The following is a 19,248-nucleotide window of genomic DNA, read 5'->3' on the forward strand; positions in this document are numbered from 1 at the left end:
GCGGTTTCCACCAGCCCTCGCTGGGGGATCGGAACCTGCCGACCGTCCGAAGTGGACCCGTCGCCATCGACCATCGCTGCTCCTCGTCGCCCCTGTTCGACCCTGTACGACTCCTGCACGGACCCTGTTCGGCCCACGCCGAGTGCCGGCGCGCGCCCCCGATTCCGAGCGCGCCGGCACCTGGCACTGCGGTCGATATTCCCCACTTGGAGTTTCGCGATGGTTACGGATTGGTCAAGCCTGGGCGGCGGACACGCTCACAGTTCGGTGACCGATCGATAACGGGAGAAGGACCTCATACCCACCGAAACCATGACGAGCCGACCCGTCAGACACGCCGTTCGTCCTACCACCTGGGGTGTTGTCCGGTTGCGTGTGGGCCTGGCCCGAAACGATCGGCGATCAAGCTAGTGTCGCGGGTCGGAGTTCGTCCACGCGGAAGGGAAGACGTGAGCACGCCCGCCTCGACGACCGACACCCGTCAAGCAGCCCCCGGCACCGGAAACCCCGGAGTCGCCGGCGCCGGAGCCGCCAGCACCGTCGGCCCCTGGGGCCGGCTGCGGGCCTGGCAGCAGGAGGCGTTCGACGCCTACAACGCCCGCAGCCCGCGCGACTACCTCGCGGTCGCGACACCGGGAGCGGGCAAGACGGCGTTCGCCCTCACCATCGCGGCGGACCTGCTCGCCCGGCGGATCGTCGAGAAGGTCATCGTGGTCACCCCCACCGACCACCTCAAGCGCCAGTGGGCCGACGCGGCCGCGCGCGGCGACATCGCCCTGGACCCGGCGTTCGCCGGCCGTGGTGGGCGCACGAGCCGGGACTTCCACGGCGTCGTGGTGACCTACGCCGGGGTGGCTGCGGCGACCCAGGCGCTGCGGGTGCGCTGCGAGCGGTTCAAGACGATGGTGATCCTGGACGAGATCCACCACGCCGGCGACGCACTCACCTGGGGCGAGGCGGTCCGTGAGGCGTTCGAGCCGGCCACCCGGCGGCTGTCGCTCACCGGTACGCCGTTCCGCAGCGACGCCAACCCCATCCCGTTCGTCACCTACGCGCCGGACGCGGAGGGTGTTCCGCGCAGCGAGGCCGACTACGGCTACGGCTACGGCCGCGCCCTGGCCGACGGCGTGGTGCGGCCGGTGCTGTTCCTGGCGTACTCCGGTGACATGCGCTGGCGGACCAGCGCGGGGGACGAGATGCACGTGCGGCTCGGCACCCCGCTCACCAAGGACCTCGCGGCCCAGGCCTGGCGGACCGCGCTCGACCCGGCAGGCGACTGGATCCAGACCGTCCTGCGAGCCGCGGACACCCGGCTCACGGAGGTACGCCGGCACGTCCCCGACGCCGGCGGCCTGGTGATCGCCACCGACCAGGAGACGGCCCGCGCGTACGCGAAGATCCTCGGCCAGGTCGCCGGCGAGAAGCCCACCGTGGTGCTGTCGGACGAGTCCACGGCGAGCAAGCGGATCGGGCAGTTCGCCGAGAGCGACAGCAGGTGGATGGTCGCCGTCCGGATGGTGAGCGAGGGCGTGGACGTGCCCCGGCTGGCCGTCGGCGTGTACGCCACCGCCACCCAGACGCCGTTGTTCTTCGCGCAGGCGGTGGGGCGTTTCGTCCGTGCCCGGCGGCGGGGTGAGACCGCGTCCCTGTTCCTGCCGACGGTCCCGATCCTGCTGCAGTACGCCGCGGAGATGGAGGTCCTGCGTGACCATGCGCTGGGCCGGCCGGTGAAGGACGAGGACGACATCTTCGCCGCGGAGGAGGACCTGCTGGCCGAGGCGGCCCGCGGTGAGACCGGCGCCGACCTGCTGGAGGACCAGCGCTATCAGGCGATCGGGTCGGAGGCGGCGTTCGACCGGCTGGTGTACGACGGCAACGAGTTCGGCGGGGAGCTGGGCGAGGACGAGACGGAGTTCCTCGGCATCCCCGGGCTGCTCGAGCCCGACCAGATGCGCGAGCTGCTGCGCCGGCGCCGCTCGGGCAACGGCTCCACCTCGCCGGGGTCGCCGTCCGCGACCAGCTCGTCCGCTTCGTCTTCGGCATCCTCGTCCGCGGCTGTCGGTGCGGTGCCGCCGCCGGTCGCCGAGGAGTCCGCGAGCAGCTCCGGTGCGCCGGACGGCGCGACGTACCAGCGGCTGGGTGTGCTGCGCCGGGAGCTCAACGGTCTGGTCGCTGCCTGGCACCACCGGACCGGCCAGCCGCACGGTGCGGTGCACGCCGAGCTGCGCCGGGTGTGCGGAGGGCCGCTGGCGGTGCAGGCCACCGCCGAGCAGCTCCAGGCCCGCATCGACATGATCCGTGCCTGGGCGGTCAAACGGTCCTGAGTTCGTGCTGGCCTCGGGCCCGGGTCAGCCCGAGGCCTCCTCGGCGGCGCGGGACAGCAGCGGAACCACCCGTGGCCGCACCTGCGTCGCCAGCGCGATCACGGTCGAGATCCGCACGATGCCGTCGAAGGCGAGCACCTCGTCTATCACCCGCTGCAGGTCTGCGTTGGATCGCGCCACAAGGCGGGCCAGCATGTCGGCGGGTCCGGTGATCGTGTGCGCCTCCAGCACCTCCGGGATCCCGGCCAGGTGCCGGGCCACCGACTCGTGGCCGGCGCCCTGGCGCAGCTCAAGGGAGGCGAACGCGGTCACGCCGTACCCCAGTGCGGCCGGCTCGACCTCCGGTCCCCAGCCACGGACGACGCCGGTGCGGGCGAGCCGGTCCAGGCGGGCCTGAACGGTGCCGCGAGCCACGCCCAGCCGGCGCGAGGCCTCCAGCACGCCGATCCTCGGCTCGGCCGCGAACAACCGGACGATCCGGGCGTCCAGCTCGTCGACCGGCGCGGACGACGGCTCCGCCGACGAGGCGGGCGGCTGCGGCGACGACCCCACGTGCGGCCTCCCGGAAGTACGTGCCCAAAGCCTTGGGCAAACTGAGCACTCTGCTGACGAACTCTGCCATCCCGCTGGGCATTCTGTACAGGCTGTCGGCGAGCTGTTGCACAGACTGTCGGATTGTTCGACGCTCTGGCAAAGCGGCGGGACGAACGAGGAGGCGGACATGCAGCCGGACACCACGCTGACCCCCGAGGAGCAGGCCGCCGATCTCCGGTTCGACCAGCTCCGCCAGCTCGTCGGGCTGGTCGACTACGACGCGACGAAGGACCCGTTCCCGGTCACCGGCATGGACGCGGTGATCTTCTGGGTGGGCAACGCCACCCAGGCTGCGGCGTACTACCAACTGGCGTTCGGGATGGAGCTGGTCGCCTACGCGGGGCCGGAGACCGGGATGCGCGACCGCAGGTCGTACGTGCTGAAGTCCGGCTCGGCGCGGTTCGTGCTCGAGGGCGGGGCGGGCCCCGACAGCCCGGTGCTCGACCACCACCGCAGGCACGGGGACGGTGTCGTAGACCTCGCGCTGGAGGTGCCCGACGTGGACAAGTGCGTCGCGCACGCCCGTGCGCAGGGCGCCACGATCCTGGTCGAGCCGTACGACGAGAGCGACGAGCACGGGACGGTGCGCCGGGCGGCCGTCGCGACGTACGGCGAGACCCGGCACAGCCTGGTGGACCGCTCCGACTACACCGGCCCCTACCTTCCCGGGTACGTCGCCCGGCAGACCACGGTAACCCGGCCCGAGGGCCATCCGCGCCGGATCTTCCAGGCGGTCGACCACTGCGTCGGCAACGTCGAGCTCGGCCGGATGGACGAGTGGGTCGACTTCTACAACCGCGTCATGGGCTTCGTGAACATGGCGGAGTTCGTCGGGGACGACATCGCCACCGACTACTCGGCGCTGATGAGCAAGGTCGTGGCCAACGGTAACCACCGGGTGAAGTTCCCGCTGAACGAGCCGGCGGTGGGCAGGCGGAAGAGCCAGATCGACGAGTACCTCGAGTTCTACGCCGGGGCAGGCTGCCAGCACATCGCCCTCGCCACCAACGACATCCTCCAGGCCGTGGACATCCTGCGCGCCAACGGCGTGGAGTTCCTGTCCACGCCGGACTCCTACTACGAGGACCCCGAGCTGCGCGCCCGGATCGGCGAAGTGCGTGTGCCCGTGGAGGAACTCAAGCGGCGCGGCATCCTCGTCGACCGGGACGAGGACGGGTACCTGCTGCAGATCTTCTGCGCGCCGCTCGGCGACCGGCCGACGGTGTTCTACGAGCTCATCGAACGCCACGGGTCGCTCGGGTTCGGCAAGGGCAACTTCAAGGCGCTGTTCGAGGCGATCGAACGCGAGCAGGAGCGGCGCGGGAACCTGTGACCTGCCCGCCGTACCGTATGGGGCATGGCGGAAACCTCTGATGACCTGATCACCGCCCTGCGGGCAGAGCTCCCGGACGAGGCGGTCGTCACCGACCCGGACCGGCTGGCGTCGTACCAGCACGACATGGCGACGTTCTGCCCGTACGGCACACCCGCGGTCGGTGTGCTCGCCCGGTCCACCGAGCACGTACAGCACGTCCTGCGGGTCGCGTCACGCCTCGGCGTACCGGTCGTGCCCCAGGGCGGGCGCACGGGCCTGTCCGGCGGGGCCAACGCGATCGACGGCTGCATCGTGTTGTCGTTGGAGAAGATGACCACGATCCGCGAGATCGACGCGCCCAACCGGATCGCGGTGGTCGAGCCCGGCGTCCTCAACTCGACGCTGTCGGCGGCGGTCGCCGAGGACGGGCTGTTCTATCCGCCCGACCCGTCCAGCTGGGAGATCTCCACCCTCGGTGGCAACGTGGCCACCAACGCCGGCGGGCTGTGCTGTGTGAAGTACGGCGTCACCGCCGACTTCGTGCGCGGCCTGGAGGTGGTGCTCGCCGACGGCGAGGTGCTGCGCACCGGACGGCGGACCGCCAAGGGGGTGGCGGGCTACGACCTCACCCGCCTGTTCGTCGGCTCGGAGGGGACGCTCGGCGTCGTCACCGAGGTGACGCTGGCGTTGCGGCCGACCGGGCAGGAACCGCACACGGTCGCGGGACTCTTCCCGACGGTGGCGCAGGCCGGTGACGCGGTGGCCCGGGTGGTCGCCGCGGGTCTGGTGCCGAGCCTGCTGGAGTTCATGGACCAGACGTCGCTGCGGGCGGCCAACGACTACCGGAACATGGGCCTGCCCGAGAACGCCGCCGCGATGCTGATCGCGCAGTCCGACGCCGACACGGACCGCGCCGTGGCCGACATCGGCGCCATCGCGGCGATCTTCACCGAGGCGGGCGGCTTCGACGTCGTGGAGGCCGAGGACCTGGCCGAGGGCGAGATGCTGCTGACCGCGCGCCGGGACTCCCACTACGCCCTGGAGGCGCTGGGCTCGCGGCTGACCGACGACGTGTGCGTTCCGCTGAGCCGGCTGGCCGACTTCGTCCACCAGGTGGAGAAGGTGGCCGCCGAGGTCGACCTCACCATCGCCACCGTCGGCCACGCCGGCGACGGCAACCTCCATCCCAGCGTGATGTTCGACGCGGGCGACGCCGACCAGGTACGCCGCGCCGACCGGGCGTTCGACGAGATCATGCGGATCGGCCTGGAGATGGGCGGCACGGTGACCGGTGAGCACGGCGTCGGTGTGCTGAAGCGCGACTGGCTGGCGCGGGAGCTCGGGCCGGTCGGGGAGCGGGTGCACCGGGAGCTGAAACGGCTCTTCGACCCGGCCGGGATCCTCAACCCCGGAAAGGTGCTCGCGCCCTGACCGGTGTCGCGTAGGAGGCGTTCTATCGAAACGCTTTCTGCGTTCATTATCCGAACGGAGGCGCGGCCGTGATCGGCCATTGTCAACGAATTGCACTCGCCCGGTAGCTACTCGTATCCGATACCGGTCGCAGGCAGTGCTACTGAGTCTTTCCCGCGAACGCAACACAACCATTTCGTTGCCATTTCCATCTGGTGTCGGTACCCGCTTGCCCGTAGCCTGCTGGGCATCCGTCATCCGGTGACTGCGCGAGGGCCGCGTTTCCCCGTGCGGGAGAGGATTCAAGCGATGTCTGAATTCGGTGCCGGGCGCTCGTCGCGCCGGCAGTTCTTGTTCAACGCCGCGATGGCAGCCGCGGCCGTGGGAGTGGGCGGCGGCGCACTGGCCGGTTGTGGTCAGGGCGGTAGTGGCGCCGCCGGCGGTGGCGGGGGAGGAAAGGGCGGCGGCCGGTCCGGCAAGCAGGGCGAGACGCTTTTCATCGCCGGCTTCCAGTGGGGCCCGCCCACCCATTTCAACCCGTTGGGGCAAAGCACCGGCTGGCCCTGCGGACAGGGCGCCATGCAGCTTGTCTACGAGACGCTGGTGCGGTTCAACCTGCTGAACGGCAAACTCGAACCCGGCTTGGGCAAGGAGCTCCAGACTCCTGACGACACCACGATCGTCGTTCCCCTTCAGGACGGCGCCAAGTGGCAGGACGGGAAACCGCTCACCGCCGACGACGTGGTCTACACGTTCGAGCTGGCCAAGCGGCACACTGAGCTTTCCTACGCGTCGTTCTGGGACTACGTCGACAAGATCGAGGCCAGCGACCCCCAGACGGTCAAGCTCACCCTCGGCCGCAAGCCGTTCAACCCCGCGATGGCGAAGAACAGCCTGGCCGGCACCTACATCCTGCCCAAGCACGTGTGGGAGCCGCTGGAGAAGCAGGGCAAGCCGATGGGCCAGTTCGAGAATCTCAAGCCGGTCGGCTCCGGTCCCTACAAGGTGGACTCCTACAACCAGCAGCAGATCAGCCTCACCCGCCAGGACAACTACTGGGGCAAGAGCGCGTTCGGCGGCCTGCCGAAGCCGAAGTACATCGTTCACCCCATCTTCAAGGGCAACCAGGACGGCGACCTGCGCTTCCAGCGCGGCGGTGTCGACGTGATGCAGCAGTTCACCCCCCAGATCTGGAAGATGTGGGAGGACAAGAAGCTCGCGGTGTCCACGTGGTACAAGAAGCCGCCCTACCACGTGCCCGGCGGCATGCCGATGCTCGTCATCAACACCACGAAGAAGGGTCTGGACAACCCCGCGGTGCGGCGGGCGCTGGCCTTCGCCATCAACTACCAGGACATTGCCGACAAGGCCATGTCGAGGTATTCCAAGCCGGCGAATTCCAGCGTCATTCTGCCCACCGGTGGTGAGTCGAAGTTCTTCGACAAGGACGCGGTGGCGGCCAACGGCTGGAAGTACGACCCCGAGCAGACGAAGAAGATCCTCGAGGGCGAACTCAAGGCCAAGAAGGGATCGGACGGCATCTACGTCCTGCCCGACGGCACCCGCCTCGGACCATGGACGGCGCAGACGCCCACCGGTTGGAGCGACTGGCAGAACGCCTTGCGCATCGTGGCCAACAACGCCAAGGCGGCCGGCATCGAGATCACCACGAAGTTCCCGCAGGCGCCCAACGTCACCAGCTCGGTCCAGGCCGGCGACTTCGACCTCGCGTGCTGGGGTGTGGCCTCCACCAGCGCGGCGACGCCGTGGCAGCGGTTCCGCGACGTGCTCGACGACCGTGGTGTCGCCAAGCTCGGCCAGCCGGCGTTCTGGAACTACGGGCGGTTCAAGGACCCGGCCGTCGCCAAGCTGCTCGACGAGGCGGCCGGAGCCAGCGACGACGCGGCCGCCAAGCAGGCGTACGGCAAGCTCGACGAGATCTTCATGAAGAACGCGCCGATGATCCCGTTGATGTACCGCCCGCTGGAGTTCTACGAGTTCAACGAGACCAACTGGAAGAACTTCCCGAACGAGCAGAACGCCTACGCCCCGCCGATGTTCTCCGGCGCAGGTGTCTCCTGGCTGTTCAAGATCAAGCGCGTGTCGGAGAGCTGAACACCTCCGGGCCTGGACGCCAGGTGCACGACGACGTGCACCTGGCGTCCCGGCCGGCACACCGTCGGCGGAACGTGAGGGAAGTGAATGCGGCTACGCAAGTACCTCGTCGGCAAGACGCTGTGGTACATCGGTGCGCTCGCGGTGGCGCTGGTTCTGAACTTCCTGCTCCCGCGGCTCGTCCCCGGAAACCCCGTGGACGCCATCGTCGCCCAACTCGGGCGATCGGGAACGCAGGCGGAGTCCCTGCAGCGCATCCACGAGCACTACGTCAAGGAGTTCGGCCTCGACCAGTCGATGCTGGGGCAGTTCTTCACCTATCTCGGCAACCTCGCCCACTTCAACCTGGGCACGTCGTTCGCGAACTACCCCGCCCATGTCGACACTCTGATCGGCCAGGCGCTTCCGTGGACGATCGGCCTGCAGTTGCCGGCCATCCTGATCGGCTGGCTGGTCGGTAACGCGCTCGGCGCGCTCGCGGCGTTCAAGGGAGGGTGGTTCGACCGAGGCGCCTTCGTCAGTTCGCTCTTCCTGTCCAGCATGCCGTACTACTGCCTGGCGATCCTGCTGCTCTACCTCTGCGCGGTCGCGCTGCCGCTGCTTCCACCCGGCGGCGGGTACGAGCCGGGCTCGACGCCCACGTTCCACATGTCGTTCATGATCGACGTGATGCGGCACTACTGGCTGCCGTTCCTGTCCCTGGTGCTGATCTTCGTCGGCGGGCAGGCCGTCGGAATGCGCTCGATGGCGATCTACGAGCTCAACTCCGACTACGTGAACTACGGCCGGGGTCTCGGCCTGCCGGACAAGCGGATCGTGCGCTACATCTTCCGCAACGCGATGCTTCCGCAGGTGACCGGGCTGGCCCTGTCGATCGGCACCCTGGTGGGTGGCGCCCTGGTCACCGAGATCGTGTTCTCCTATCCCGGGATCGGCTCGCTGCTGTTCGCCGCGATCGGCCAGAACGACTATCCCGTCATCCAGGCGATCACGCTGATCATCCTGGTGGCGGTGTTGTTGTCCAACTTCCTCGTCGAGATCGCCTACGGGTTCGTCGATCCGCGGATCCGGGCGTCGCAGGCAGGTGAACGCTGATGCGGATGGCACGCTTCACACCGCGCTTCTGGGTCTCGGCGGTGGTCTTCGCCCTGGTCGTGGCGTTCGCTGTGCTGGGGCCGTTGGTCTTCGGAGGGAAGGCCGGCGAGGGCGTCGGCGGACTGTACGACCCGCCGTCGGGCAGCGCCTGGCTCGGCACCGACGACCTCGGGCACGACGTCTTCACCAACCTCATGCTCGGCACCCGGACCTCGCTGACCATCGGCCTGGTCTCCGGGGTGGTGGCGACGCTCATCGGCGTCGTCGTCGGTCTGCTCGCGGGTTACCACGGTGGGATGGTGGAGGAGGCGCTGATGGGCGTCACCAACGTCGCCCTGGCGATCCCCGCGATCGTGGTGCTGATCCTGCTGTCGGTCGCGATCGACTTCCGTTCGATCGTGGCGATGGCGGTCGTCATCGCCATCACCAGCTGGCCGTGGACGGCGCGAGCCGTGCGCGCACAGACCAGCAGTGTGCGAACGCGCGAACACCTCGACGTGGCCAGGCTTTCCGGCGCCCGTACGTTCGACATCCTGATGTGGGACGTCCTGCCGTACCTCATGTCCTACATCGCCATGGCGTTCGTGCTCCAGGTGTCCAGTGCGATCCTCGCCGAGGCCGGGCTGTCCCTGCTCGGCCTGGGCCCGAGCGGAAGCGTCTCGCTCGGCATCATGCTCAACTGGGCCCTGGTCGGCGAGTCGTTGCTGAACGGCGCCTGGTGGGCGTTCCTCCCGCCGACGATCCTGCTGACGTTGGTCGCGTTCGCCCTGCTGATGTTGCAGTCCAGCCTCGACGAGGTGTTCAACCCGCGGCTGCGGCGCGGCCGCCGGCAGCGCGGCGCGGCCGCCGGTGCCGGAGCAGGCGCTTCGGTGTCGCTGGTCACCAGCGGTGCCGTCGCCGCCGAGACGCTCGATGTCGGGTCGGCGGGTGAACCGGTGGCCGAGCCCGGTGTGGGCGAACGTGTCGTCGGCTCCGGTCCGGACCGGACGAGTGAAAGGTCGGGTAGCGCATGACCGGGGTGATGACCTCCACCGACGTCCTGCTGCGGGCCGAGCGCCTGCGGGCCGCCTACAACGTCGAGGGCGGCCAGGTGGTCGCGGTCGACGACGTGTCGGTCGAGGTGCGCAAGGGGGAGGTGCTCGGGGTGGCCGGGGAGTCCGGCTGCGGCAAGAGCACCCTGGGCGCGATCCTGTCGCTGACCGTACGGCCGCCGCTGTACGTGCTGAGCGGTTCGCTGGAGGTCGACGGCAAGCAGCTCGACCTCGGGCCGGACCAGAAACCACCGCGTTCGTGGCGCGGCGAGGTGGTTTCCCTGCTGCCGCAGGGCGCGATGAACTCCCTGAGCCCGACGGTGCGGATCCGGGACTTCGTCTACGACGTGATCCGCGCGCACCAGCCGGGCGTCCGGCGCGACCAGGCGATCGAGCGGGCGCGGCAGCGACTGGAGCAGCTCGATCTGCCCGCACGTGTCCTCGACTACTACCCCCACCAGCTCAGCGGCGGGATGAAGCAGCGGGTGGTCACGGTCGTGTCCACCCTGCTCGATCCGCGGCTGCTGATCGCCGACGAGCCGACGTCCGCGCTCGACGTGTCCTCCCAGCGGATCCTGATCGAGATGCTGCGGGAGATGCTGAAGCAGGACATCATCGGCGGCGTCATCTTCATCACCCACGACCTGCCGGTGCTCAACACGATCGCCGACCGGATCGCGGTGATGTACGCCGGGAAGATCGCCGAGGTCAGTCCGGCGACCGAACTCATCAACCGGCCCCGCCATCCCTACAGCGCGTCGCTGTTGTCGTCGGTGCTGGTGCCCGAGCCCCACATGCGGCAGGTCAGGGTGCGCGGCATCCCCGGCGCGCCGCCGAGCCTGGCCCGCCCGCCGGCCGCGTGCCGGTTCCACCCCAGGTGCCCGCTGGTGATGGACATCTGCCGTACGGAGGATCCGCCGCGGGTCGGTGACGAACGCCGCCACTCGCTGTGCTGGTGGGCCGAACAGCATCCCGGCCAGACGGTGGAGGTGGGTCGATGAGTGCGCAGCCCCGAAGTGACGCGGAACCCCGCGGCGGCGCGGAGCCGCTGATCGAGGCGAAGTCGCTGTCCCGCGTGTTCGGTCACGGCGCCAACACGGTACGGGCCGTCGACGACGTGTCGTTCACGCTGGGCCGCCAGGAGGTCGTGTCCATCGTGGGGGAGAGCGGCAGCGGGAAGTCGACGCTGGCCCGGCTGGTGCTGCGACTGCTGGACCCGACGTCGGGGACGCTGCACCTGTCCGGCCGGGACGTCACCTCACTGAAGGGACGCGACCTGCAGGCGTACTGGCGCGACGTGCAGGCGGTCTTCCAGGACCCGTTCAGCTCGTTCAACCAGTTCTTCACGGTACGCCGGCTGCTGAACCGGTCCCTGCGCCTGGCCGCCGCCGGGTCGGCCGAGCGGGGCGAGACGCTGATGGCCCAGGCGCTGGAGCACGTCGGACTGTCCGCCGACGTGCTCGACAAGTGGCCGCACCAGTTGTCCGGTGGCCAGCGACAGCGGGTGATGATCGCCCGGGCGCTGATGTTGCAGCCACGCATCCTGGTCGCCGACGAGGCCACCTCGATGCTGGACGCGTCGCTGCGGGCGAACATCCTGAACGTCCTCGCCGACCTTCGCCGCGACTACGACATGACGATCCTGTTCATCACCCACGACATCGGCCAGGCGTGCTACGTGAGCGACCGGGTGCTGGTGATGAGTCAGGGCAAGGTCGTCGAACAGGGCCCCACCGACGAGGTCATCTTCAGCCCGCGGCACGAGTACACCCAGCGGTTGCTCGCCGACGTACCCCGGCTGCACGAGAACATCCTCGACTGACCTGGCACCTCTGTCGTACGTCCTGCTGTCAAGAGGTCCTTGACAGCAGGACGTACGCCTTTGCGGAGTGAGTCACCGCGTGGTGCGGCTCAGGAGCCGGAACGGACGGTGTAGCCGCCGGCGAGGTCAGGGTGGGGCGGGTGGAACCCCTGTCAGGGTGGGGGCAACCCCACCTTGACGGGGCGGAAACTCCACCTCCACAAGGGGTATCTGCCGCATCGTGACCGGCGGCTGCGGTTCGTAGCGTCACTGACGTGCGAACTCTGCTGCCTCCACTGGTCGCCGCGACCGTTCTCCTGGGTATCGCTCCCGGGGGAAGTGCCGTCGCCTCCCTCGACTCCCACACGGCTCTGCCGCCGTTGCGTTACGCCGCCCGCACCGTCGACGGCCACCGGTTCCTCGCCTACGACGCGCGCGGCGACGGGCGGGTCGTGGAGGTGCTCGGTGACCTGGCCAGTGCCGACCAGGTGGCCGTCCTCGTTCCGGGCGCCGGTCACCGGCTGGCCGACTACCTCACCGGCGAAGACGCCCGGCCCACTCCGCGTGGCGCGGGCCGGGCCCTGCTGGCCGAACTGCGCCGGCAGTCGCCCGGCGCCGAGTCGGCCGTGGTCGTCTGGCTGGGCTACGACACCCCCGAAGGCGTGGACCTGGTGTCTGCCCGCTCCGAACGGGCGGAGGCCGGCGGCCGCGACCTGACCCGGTTCGTCCGGGAGCTGGGGCACCGGGTGTCCCCGGACACCCGGATCACCCTGGTCGGCCACAGCTACGGGTCGGTCGTGATCGGCCGGGCCGCGCCCGCGGTGCACGTCGACGACATCGTGGTCGTGGGCAGTCCCGGGATGGACGCCGGCACTCTGGCCGACCTGCACACCGGCGCGCGGGTGTGGGCCGCGCGGGCACCGGGCGACCCCATCAGGTTCGCCCCGCCGCTTCGGGTCGGCGGCTTCGGCCACGGAACGAACCCCGCGGCCCCGGGATTCGGCGCCCGCGCGTTCGCGGTCGGCACCGCTCGCGGGCACGCCGGCTACTTCACGCCCGGGACCGAGTCACTGGCCAACATCGCCCGCATCGTCCGCGGCCGTACCGACGAGGTGACCCGATGACGATGACCACCGTCGTGACCCGTCCGTGGCAGGCGTTCGCCGACACCGTGGCCGCCCGCACCCCCGCGTCCCGCGACCGGGCACTGGACGCCTACCGCGCACTCGCCACGCTCGGCGTGGTGACCGGCCACTGGCTGGTCGGCGCGCTGGTCGCCCAGCCCGACGGAACGCTGCGGATCGCCAGCCCGCTGCGCGACCTGGGTGCGCTGGCACCGGCGAGCTGGGTGCTGCAGATGCTGGGGCTGTTCTTCCTGGTCGGCGGGCACGCCGCCGTGTCGAGCCTGGCCCGGTCGGCCGAACGCGGCGAGCCGTACGGCACCTGGCTGCGCCGCCGGTTCGCCCGGCTGGCCCGTCCGGTGCTCGCCGCCACGGCGCTGTCGGCCGGTTGCCTGGCCGTCCTCGGCGCGGTCGGCGTACCCGAGGGAACCCTGCGTACGTGGGTCGTCCTGCTGGTCCAGCCGTTCTGGTTCGTCGCCGTCTACGCGGTACTCACGGTCCTCACGCGGTACGCCGTGGCGGCCGACCGGCGGTGGCGCGGATGGGCGGTGCTGCCGCTGCTGGCGGTCGTGGCGGCCACCGACCTGGCGAGGTACGGCCCGTGGAGTGACGCGGTGCCCGGTTGGGTCGGCCTGGTCAACCTCGTGCCGGGATGGCTGTTCGCGTACCAACTCGGCGTCTCCTGGGGGCGGGGGACGTTCTCGGCGGCATCGCTCGGCAGCAAGGGTGCGTCCCAGGGCCGGTTCGGCCGGTGGGCCGGTTGGCTGTTGCTGGTGGGCGGTGCGACCCTGTTCGCGGTGCTGCTGGTGGTGTTCCACTACCCGGCCAGCATGGTCGGGGTGCCGGGCGCGGCCCGGTCCAACGCGCACCCGCCGTCGCTGCTGGTGCCCGCGCTGGCGGCGTTCCAGTCCGGCGCGGCCCTGCTCCTGCACGGCCCGGTCACCCGGCTGATGCGCCGGCCCGGCCTGTGGGCGGGTGTCGCCGCGGTGAACCTGGCCGCGATGACCATCTTCTGCTGGCACCAGGTTCCGATGGTGCTGGTGTCACTGGCGGGGAAGTCGGCGATCGGTGCGGTGCCGGGACTGACCACATCGCCGGACCAGCTGTCGTGGGTGCTCGCCCGGGTGGCCTGGCTTCCGGTGATGGCGGCGGTGCTGGTGGCGGTGGTCGCGGCGACCCGGAGGTTCGAGGCGCCGTTGGGCCTTCGGGCACCGCTGGCACGGGTGGGCGCGGCGGTGGTCACCGCGGCCGCCGTGGGCTTCTTCGTCTCGCTGTACTGAGCGTGCAGCCGAGCTGGTGCGAGCCGCCAGCTGCGCGCCCGGCAGTGGAACAGGCCCTAGGGGCCCGGGGGCCGGATCTGCCCGGTCACCGCCCCGAGGCCCAGCCGGCCACCGCCGGGCGCCGGTGCGGTGGCCCGGATGGTCACCACGTCGCCGTTCTCGAGGAACGCGCGGGTGGAGCCGTCCGCCAGCGTGAGCGGCTTCGTACCGCCGGCGGTGAGCTCCATCAGGCAGCCACTCTCGCCCTCGCCCGGTCCGGACACGGTGCCGGAGGCGAGCAGGTCACCGGTGCGCAGGGCCGCACCGTTGGAGGTGAGGTGGGCGAGCATCTGCGCCGGCGTCCAGTACATGTCGGCGTAGCGGGGCCGGGCGACCACCTGGTCGTTGATCGACACCTCCAGGTCGAGGTCGAGCCCGAAGTCGTCCGAGCCACGCAGGTGGGGCAGCGGTGCCGGGTCCTGGGCCGGCGGCGGCAGCGCGGCGGCGTCCAGCGCGGCCAGCGGTACCACCCACGGCGATACGGAGGTACGGAACGACTTGCCCAGGAACGGCCCGAGCGGCCGGGCCTCCCACGCCTGCAGGTCGCGCGCCGACCAGTCGTTGACCAGGACGACCCCGAAGACGTACTGACGTACCTCGTCGACACTCACCCGCTGCCCGGCGGCGGTGGGCGTCCCCACCACGAAACCCACCTCCGCCTCGAGGTCCAGCCGGGTCGACGGCCCGAACGCCGGCACGGTCCCGCCCGGCGCGAGGTGCTGTCCGTACGGGCGCAGGACCGGAGTGCCGGAGACCGCGACCGTCCCGGCCCGGCCGTGGTAGCCGATCGGCAGGTGCCGCCAGTTCGGGGTCAGGGGCGGCTCGTTGGGGCGGAGCAGCCGGCCGAGGCGGGTGGCGTGGTGTTCTGAGGCGTAGAAGTCGACGTAGTCCGCGACCTCGAACGGCAGGTGGAGCCGCACCTGGTCCGCGGGGACGAGTTCGGGTTCGACCAGGGAGCGGAACGCCTCGTCGGTCAGGCGTTCGGTCACCCAGTGCCGGACGGCGTGCCAGGCCCGGCTGCCCAGCGCCATGAAGGGGTTCAGCGACGGGACGGTGAACACCCCGGCGAAGTCGGCGTACTCGCTGGCCGCGAGCGGGGCGAGGTCGAGGACGTGGTCGCCGATGGCCACGCCCACCCGTGGCTCCTCGTCGGGGAGGGAGAAGACGCCGTACGGCAGGTTGTGCACCGTGAACGGCGAACCCTCGGGCACCGGCACCCAACTCGTCGTGGCCACAGGGTCAATCCTGCAGGACGCCCAGGCGCAGCAGGTCGGCCAGCGGATCGGACACGCTGCACGACCCGAACGAGGTGAACCACTGCCGGGCGGAGGCCGCCGCCCGGTCGTCGAGCGCAAGCACCTGACCGGCGACGTGGTCGGCGTCCCGGTCGGCCAGCGCCTCGACAAGGGCCGGCTCGTCCGCGCCGTCCAGAGCGAGCCGGGTGGCGAGTACGACGTTGAGGAAGCCGTGGTGCTCGGGGCCGCGGGAACCGGATCCACCGGATCCACCGGATCCACCGAATCCACCGGGCCCGCGCACCGCGTTGTGCAGCCCGGCCGTGCACTTGAACGGAAGCTCGCGGTCCAGGCAGGCGAGGATGACCCGGGCGAGTGCCCGCTCGTCGGGGAACGACTCGGCCGTCTCGCCGCCGGTCCGGAGCTTCGCCCGGTGGCCGTACTCCGCCAGCGCGTCGAGGGCAGCCGACGCGCCCTCCCACCCGTCGGTCCGGGGCACCTCGACCGCGACCGCCACCTCGTCGGGAAGCTCGGCGGCGGCCAGCGCGCGGTCCATCCGGGCGACGTTGCGGGCCAGGTCCGGCTCGTCCCGCAACGTCACCTCGACCGAGACCACCCGGGCCCGGTCGGTGCGGCCGGCCCAGCGAAGGGCGGGTTCGATCGCCCCTGCGCCGCCGCTGACCACCAGCCCCAGGGGCAGCGGCTCCTCGGGCGGCGGAGCGTCGTCGAGCGCGGCGAGAAGTTCCGGCAGGGTCGCGTCCGGGCACAGGAACGGCCCGACCAGCCCGGCGTACCACTCCTCACGCCGGGCGAGGTAGACGGCCAGTGCGGCGGCCAGCGGCTCACTGGCGGGCGGGAACACCGCGGCGTCGTCGATCAGCCCGGCGCACAGCGGCGGGATCGTACGGCTGCGCGGAGTAGTCATCCCTCGGACTTTAGGGCATGTCCTGGCCCGGCCATCCGCCGATGTGTGACGGCTGACTGGTGGAGGGGAAGGGGTCCGATCGGGAGGCCTTCCTGGTTTGATGTGCCCGTGACCACGAGTACGGTGCGAACCTCCGGCTGGCGTGGAGGCAGGACGCACCGCCTCTACAGCGTGGCCGTCTTCATCGTGCTCGCCTCGGTCGACAACGTGGCCGCCGTTCTCGTGCCGCCCCTCTACAGCCCGATCGCCCGTGAGCTGGCGGTCCGGGAAACCGCGGTGGGGCTGGTCACCGCGGTGAGCTTCCTGGTGGCCGCGGTCGCCGCCGTGGCCTGGGCGTACGCCGGCGACCGGACCCGGCGCAAGCCGATGCTGATGATCGGGACGCTGGTGTGGGCGGCCGGGACCAGCGGCACCGCCCTGGCCGGCTCCTACGCGGCGTTCTTCGCCGCCCAGATGATCGCGGCCATCGGGCTCGGCGCGGTCGCCTCGGTCGGATTCTCCGTGGTCAGCGACCTGATCGCCCCGAAACGCCGCGGCCTGGTGATGAGCTTCTGGGGACTGTCGCAGGGGCTCGGCACCCTGGTCGGCACGTTACTCGCCGGCGTGCTCGGCGCCGCCGACTGGCGCCGGCCGTTCCTGGTCCTCACCGCGGTGGGGCTGGTCGCGGCGGTGGCGTACCTCTTCACGTACGACATCCGGCGCGGCCAGAGCGAGCCGGAACTCGCGGCGATCTTCGCCGAGGGCGGCGACTACGGCCACCGCATCAGCCGGGCCGACCTGCCCGGCATCCTCGCCCGGCGAACCAACGTCTGGCTGGTGATGCAGGGCTTCACCGCGCAGTTCGTGTTCGGGTCGCTGGTGTGGCTGCCGCGGCTGTTCCAGGCCAAGGCGCAGGCGGCCGGCCACTCCGAGGAGATCTCCATCGTCATCGGCAGCCTGTTCGCCACGCTCTTCCAGCTCGGCGGCGTACTCTCCATCGTCGGCGGCCTGGTCGGCGACCGGCTGCAGCGGCGCACCCCGCGTGGCCGGGCGATGGTCGCCGCCATCGGCATCCTCGGCGGCATCCCGTTCTATGTCGTGCTGTTCTTCCTGCCATTGCACATCGACGTCCCCGACACCGCCGGGACCGGAACGGTCGTCGCGGCCGTGCTCGCCAGCGTGGTCACGGAGCCGACGGTGACGGTCAGCTTCGCGATGGCGCTGGTGGCCCTGGCCCTGACCTCGGCCAACTCGCCGAACTGGTTCGCGCTGCTGGCCGACGTCAACCCGCCCGAGCACCGCGGCACCGTCTACAGCGCGGGCAACCTGGTCAACGGCGTCGGCCGGGCGCTCGGCAACGGGCTGGTCGGGGTGAGCTTCCGGGCGCTGGCCGCCGGCTTCCCGCCGCCGCTCAACTACGCGGTCGGGCTGGCGGCGTTCCAGCTGTTCTTCGTACCGACCGGGGCGATGTACTGGCTGGCGTCGCGGACCTCTCCTCGGGACCTCGCGGAAGTACGCGAGACGCTGCGGGCCCGGGTGGCGGCCGAGACCGCACCGCCGGGCACGACCCATGGCTCAACCCAGGGCACGACCCAGGGCACAAGGCCGGGCACAAGCCCGGGCACACCGGAGCAATCGGGGCAGGACACCCGGGAGTGATCGGCCTAAGGTCGGGGCACAAACCTGTGGGAGGACGCCAGGCCCATGCGCGCCCCCAGCCGCGGCGATCCGGCCGGAAGGAGCCCGAGGATGACCTACTACCGCAGGGTCGGCGAGGTCCCGCCCAAGCGGCACACACAGTTCCGGCGCCCGGACGGTGGCCTCTACCGCGAGGAGCTGATGGGTGAGGAGGGCTTCACCTCCGACTCCTCGCTCCTCTACCACGCGGGAGTGCCGTCGGCGATCGTCGACTCCCAGGTGTGGGAGCTGCCCGACCTCGCCACCAGGGCCAACCACCCGCTGACGCCGCGGCACCTGAAGCTGCACGGTTTGTTCGCCGACCTGGACTGGAAGTCCCGCGATGCGGTCACCGGCCGCCGGCTGCTGCTCGGCAACGCCGACGTCCGGCTGTCCTACGTCTGGGCCGGTGAGGAGTCGCCCTACTACCGCAACGCGATCGGCGACGAGTGCGTGTACGTCGAGTCCGGAACGGCCCGGGTGGAGACGGTGTTCGGCGTACTCGAGGCCCGCCAGGGCGACTACGTCCTGCTGCCGCGGGCGACCACGCACCGGTGGATCCCGACCGGCGACACCCCGCTGCAGGCGTACTGCATCGAGGCCAACTCCCACATCAGTCCGCCCAGGCGTTATCTGTCGCGGTTTGGCCAGTTCCTGGAGCACTCGCCCTACTGCGAGCGGGACCTGCACGGACCCGACGAGCCGTACGTACGCGAGGGCGAGGACGTCGAGGTGCTGGTGAAGCACCGCGGCCACGGCCCCTCGGGCATCGTCGGCACCCGGATGGTCTACGCCACTCACCCCTTCGACGTGGTGGGCTGGGACGGCTGCCTGTACCCCTACACGTTCAACGTCGCCGACTTCGAGCCGATCACCGGGCGGGTGCACCAGCCGCCGCCGGTGCACCAGGTCTTCGAGGGCACCAACTTCGTGGTCTGCAACTTCTGTCCCCGCAAGGTCGACTACCACCCGCTGGCGATCCCGGTGCCCTACTACCACTCCAACGTCGACAGCGACGAGGTGATGTTCTACTGCGGCGGCGACTACGAGGCGCGCAAGGGCTCGGGGATCGGGCCGGGGTCGATCTCGCTGCATCCCGGTGGGTACGCCCACGGGCCGCAGCCGAGCGCGATCGAGGCGGCCCTCGGCGCGGAGTACTTCGACGAGCTCGCCGTCATGGTCGACACCTTCCGCCCGCTGGAGCTGGGTGAGGCCGGCGTCGCCGGTGACGACGGGGTGTACGCGTGGACCTGGGCGGGCCGCCGGGCCACCTGACGGACGGGCGGGCCCCGGCCACCTCGGGGCAC

Annotated in this window: 15 protein-coding genes; 12 read left to right on the plus strand and 3 right to left on the minus strand. The window is 70.7% G+C overall.

Annotation, left to right across the window (positions count from 1 at the left end):
• Positions 1-449 precede the first annotated feature (449 nt).
• Entirely contained in the window at positions 450-2,324 is a 1,875-nt protein-coding gene (locus tag BLU27_RS15050; protein WP_092654340.1) for a DEAD/DEAH box helicase, read from the plus strand.
• A gap of 24 nt (positions 2,325-2,348) precedes the next feature.
• Here the strand turns inward: BLU27_RS15050 and BLU27_RS15055 are convergent, their stop codons facing one another.
• Complete coding sequence (locus tag BLU27_RS15055; RefSeq protein ID WP_241827436.1) at positions 2,349-2,876, minus strand: Lrp/AsnC family transcriptional regulator; 528 nt, start codon at positions 2,874-2,876, stop codon at positions 2,349-2,351.
• Between the two features lie 169 nt (positions 2,877-3,045).
• Between BLU27_RS15055 and hppD the strand changes: the two genes are divergently transcribed.
• From hppD to BLU27_RS15100, 9 genes are all read left to right on the plus strand, one after another.
• On the plus strand, positions 3,046-4,251 hold the full coding sequence (hppD, locus tag BLU27_RS15060; RefSeq protein WP_092654342.1) for a 4-hydroxyphenylpyruvate dioxygenase: 1,206 nt from the start codon (positions 3,046-3,048) through the stop codon (positions 4,249-4,251).
• A 24-nt stretch (positions 4,252-4,275) separates the two neighbouring features.
• Positions 4,276-5,664 carry an FAD-binding oxidoreductase gene (locus tag BLU27_RS15065; protein ID WP_092654343.1) on the plus strand — a complete coding sequence of 463 codons (1,389 nt, stop codon included), beginning with the start codon at positions 4,276-4,278 and terminating at the stop codon, positions 5,662-5,664.
• Between the two features lie 288 nt (positions 5,665-5,952).
• A complete protein-coding gene (locus tag BLU27_RS15070; RefSeq protein WP_241827437.1) occupies positions 5,953-7,758 on the plus strand; it encodes an ABC transporter substrate-binding protein in 1,806 nt (601 codons plus the stop codon).
• Positions 7,759-7,845: 87 nt separating this feature from the next.
• Positions 7,846-8,853 (plus strand): ABC transporter permease, encoded by a 1,008-nt coding sequence (locus tag BLU27_RS15075; RefSeq protein ID WP_092654344.1) that lies wholly within the window; start codon positions 7,846-7,848, stop codon positions 8,851-8,853.
• 5 nt (positions 8,854-8,858) lie between these two features.
• Positions 8,859-9,866: an ABC transporter permease gene (locus BLU27_RS15080; protein WP_241827438.1), complete on the plus strand. Its 1,008-nt coding sequence runs from the start codon at positions 8,859-8,861 to the stop codon at positions 9,864-9,866.
• A complete protein-coding gene (locus BLU27_RS15085) occupies positions 9,863-10,885 on the plus strand; it encodes an ABC transporter ATP-binding protein (protein ID WP_092654346.1) in 1,023 nt (340 codons plus the stop codon). Before BLU27_RS15080 ends, BLU27_RS15085 begins: the two co-directional genes overlap by 4 nt.
• Positions 10,882-11,706, plus strand: a complete 825-nt coding sequence (locus tag BLU27_RS15090) for an ABC transporter ATP-binding protein (RefSeq protein ID WP_092654347.1) — start codon at positions 10,882-10,884, stop codon at positions 11,704-11,706. Before BLU27_RS15085 ends, BLU27_RS15090 begins: the two co-directional genes overlap by 4 nt.
• 254 nt (positions 11,707-11,960) lie before the next feature.
• On the plus strand, positions 11,961-12,809 hold the full coding sequence (locus BLU27_RS15095) for an alpha/beta hydrolase (protein WP_092654348.1): 849 nt from the start codon (positions 11,961-11,963) through the stop codon (positions 12,807-12,809).
• The gene (locus tag BLU27_RS15100) at positions 12,806-14,086 is read left to right on the plus strand and encodes an acyltransferase family protein (protein WP_092654349.1); all 1,281 of its coding nucleotides are present in this window, start codon (positions 12,806-12,808) and stop codon (positions 14,084-14,086) included. Before BLU27_RS15095 ends, BLU27_RS15100 begins: the two co-directional genes overlap by 4 nt.
• A 56-nt stretch (positions 14,087-14,142) precedes the next feature.
• Here the strand turns inward: BLU27_RS15100 and fahA are convergent, their stop codons facing one another.
• Both fahA and BLU27_RS15110 read right to left on the minus strand, forming a co-directional pair.
• Positions 14,143-15,360 carry a fumarylacetoacetase gene (gene fahA / locus BLU27_RS15105; protein WP_172804957.1) on the minus strand — a complete coding sequence of 406 codons (1,218 nt, stop codon included), beginning with the start codon at positions 15,358-15,360 and terminating at the stop codon, positions 14,143-14,145.
• A gap of 4 nt (positions 15,361-15,364) precedes the next feature.
• Positions 15,365-16,285 (minus strand): hypothetical protein, encoded by a 921-nt coding sequence (locus BLU27_RS15110; protein WP_092654351.1) that lies wholly within the window; start codon positions 16,283-16,285, stop codon positions 15,365-15,367.
• A gap of 108 nt (positions 16,286-16,393) precedes the next feature.
• On the opposite strand from BLU27_RS15110, the gene BLU27_RS15115 reads away from it, so the two are divergent.
• Together BLU27_RS15115 and BLU27_RS15120 are read left to right on the plus strand one after the other, a co-directional pair.
• Positions 16,394-17,923, plus strand: coding sequence for an MFS transporter (locus BLU27_RS15115; RefSeq protein WP_172804958.1), 1,530 nt, complete (start codon positions 16,394-16,396; stop codon positions 17,921-17,923).
• Between the two features lie 90 nt (positions 17,924-18,013).
• On the plus strand, positions 18,014-19,216 hold the full coding sequence (locus BLU27_RS15120; RefSeq protein WP_092654352.1) for a homogentisate 1,2-dioxygenase: 1,203 nt from the start codon (positions 18,014-18,016) through the stop codon (positions 19,214-19,216).
• Positions 19,217-19,248: the final 32 nt, after the last annotated feature.

It is taken from the genome of Actinopolymorpha singaporensis (assembly GCF_900104745.1).
Classification (GTDB): Bacteria; Actinomycetota; Actinomycetes; order Propionibacteriales; family Actinopolymorphaceae; genus Actinopolymorpha; species Actinopolymorpha singaporensis.